The sequence below is a fragment of the Variovorax sp. 01T439_2 genome (assembly GCF_056398445.1).
The window spans coordinates 1-2126 of sequence record NZ_JBFTPJ010000980.1; the positions used below are offsets into that span (position 1 = coordinate 1).

Genomic DNA, 2126 nt, shown 5'->3' on the forward strand with positions numbered 1-2126 from the left:
CGCCCTGCCTGAGCAGGGTGCGGGCAAGGCGTGCGCCCAGGAAGCCGGCGCCGCCCGTGATGACGATCTGCATGGTGGTGTTGTCTCCTTCGCCAACGAGCATAGCGCAGCGGAATGCGCGGCTCAGGCGACACTCGCGCCATGAACTTGCGATTCGTCGAAGCCTTCCACTGGGCCGTGGCGCTCAAGAGCGTCACCCGTGCGGCCGAGAAGCTGCACCTCACGCAGTCGGCGCTGTCCAGCCGCATTGCCGCGCTCGAACGCGAGCTGGGCGTGCTGCTGCTCGACCGGCGCGACAAGCAGTTCCGCCTCACGGTGGCGGGGCAGCGCTTCCATGCCTTCGCGCAGAAGCTGCTCGAGATGCAGATGCACATCAAGGCCGAGATGGGCTCGGGCGCGGTGCGCGAGGCCGTGCTGCGCGTGGGCGCCATCGAGTCGGTGGTGCACAGCTGGCTCACCGGCTGGCTCAAGCATATGCAGGCCACGCATCCGGACTTCGAACTGGAGCTCACCGTCGAAACCACGCCGGTGCTGGTCGACCAGCTGCAGCGCGGCAAGCAGGACCTGGTGTTTGCCGCGCTGCCGGCCACCGGCGACGGCGTGCGCACGCGGGCCGTGCCGCCGATGCCGATGTGCTTCGTCGGCCACCGCGAGCTGCACCTGAAGCGGCGCTACCGCCTGCCGGACCTGCTCTCGCTCGACCTCCTGACCTTCCAGCGCGGCTCGCAGCCGCACGTGGCGCTGCTCGAGCTGTTCCGCGAGGCCGGCAGCCCGCCGCCGCGGGTGCATGCGATCTCGTCGATCTCGGCGATGGCGCAGCTGGTGGAGGCGGGCTTCGGCGTGGCCGGGCTGCCGCGCGCGGTGGTCGAGCCGCTGGCGCGGCGCCTGCCGCTGCGCGTGCTGCCTTGCGACGTGACGCTGGAGCCGCTGCCCATCTATGCGAGCTACCGCGACGACCCCTCGTCGCCGCTGCCCGAGGCCGCGCTCGGCTCCGCCGTGGTGCACGCTTCGCACCGCATGGGTTCATCGAAAAAATCGATGAGTTGAGCGAGAAAATTTGCGTTGGCGTTCGTGAGCGCGGATTCCCACAATCCGGCGCATCACACCACAGCGATGCCTCGGGCATCGGAAACGCCAAATGTCGAACCGTCCATCCTTCGCAGAACAGCCCGGCGCCGGCAGCAGCGCGCTGGCCGTGCGCCAGGCCTGCCGCAGCGGCGCGCTGAACGCCCACACCAGCGGGCTCGCAAGCGCCCATGTGCAGGGCAACCTCGTGATCCTGCCGCGAGCGCACGCGGCCGACTTCCTGCGCTTCTGCCAGGCCAACCCCAAGCCCTGCCCCTTGCTCGGCGTCTCGGAAGCCGGCGACCCGGCGCTGCCGGCGCTCGGCGAGGACATCGACATCCGCACCGACCTGCCACGCTACCGCGTGTGGCGTGACGGCGTGCTGGCGGACGAACCCACCGACGTGCGCGCGCTCTGGAGCGACGACCTGGTGAGCTTCGTCATCGGCTGCTCCTTCACCTTCGAGCATGCGCTGATGGCCGAGGGCATTGCGCTGCGCCACGTGGCGCAGGGCCGCAACGTGGCGATGTACCGCACCTCGATGGCCACCGTGCCGGCCGGCACCTTCCATGGGCCGATGGTGGTGTCGATGCGACCGCTGCGCGCGGCCGATGCCATCCGCGCGGTGCAGATCACCTCGCGCTTTCCGGCCGTGCACGGCGCGCCGGTGCACATCGGCGATCCGGCGCTGATCGGCATCCGCTCGATCGCCGATCCCGACTACGGCGACGCGGTCGAGGTCATGCCCGGCGAGCTGCCCGTGTTCTGGGCCTGCGGCGTCACGCCCCAGGCCGCGCTGGCCGCCGCCCGGCTGCCGTTCGCCATCACGCACGCGCCGGGCTCGATGCTCGTGACCGACCTGCTGCACCGCCAGCTGGCCGCGTTCTAGACGCGGCGCTTTCGACCCATTCAAAACCCAAGGAGACAAGCACATGAAGACCCCCCTCGACGCCACCCAGGCGGGCGACGCCACGCCAGCCGGAGGCAGCTGGCTGCGCACGCTCAACCCGAACGAGAAGCGCACGCTCGCCGCATCCTTCAGCGGCTATGCGGTCGACGCC

Annotated in this window: 2 protein-coding genes; both read left to right on the top strand. The window is 70.4% G+C overall.

The window, feature by feature from the left end:
* The first annotated feature begins 141 nt into the window (after positions 1-141).
* Complete coding sequence (locus tag AC1DOC_RS30715; RefSeq protein ID WP_278877361.1) at positions 142-1047, top strand: LysR family transcriptional regulator; 906 nt, start codon at positions 142-144, stop codon at positions 1045-1047.
* A 91-nt stretch (positions 1048-1138) separates the two neighbouring features.
* The gene (locus AC1DOC_RS30720) at positions 1139-1954 is read left to right on the top strand and encodes a putative hydro-lyase (RefSeq protein ID WP_307592219.1); all 816 of its coding nucleotides are present in this window, start codon (positions 1139-1141) and stop codon (positions 1952-1954) included.
* Positions 1955-2126: the final 172 nt, after the last annotated feature.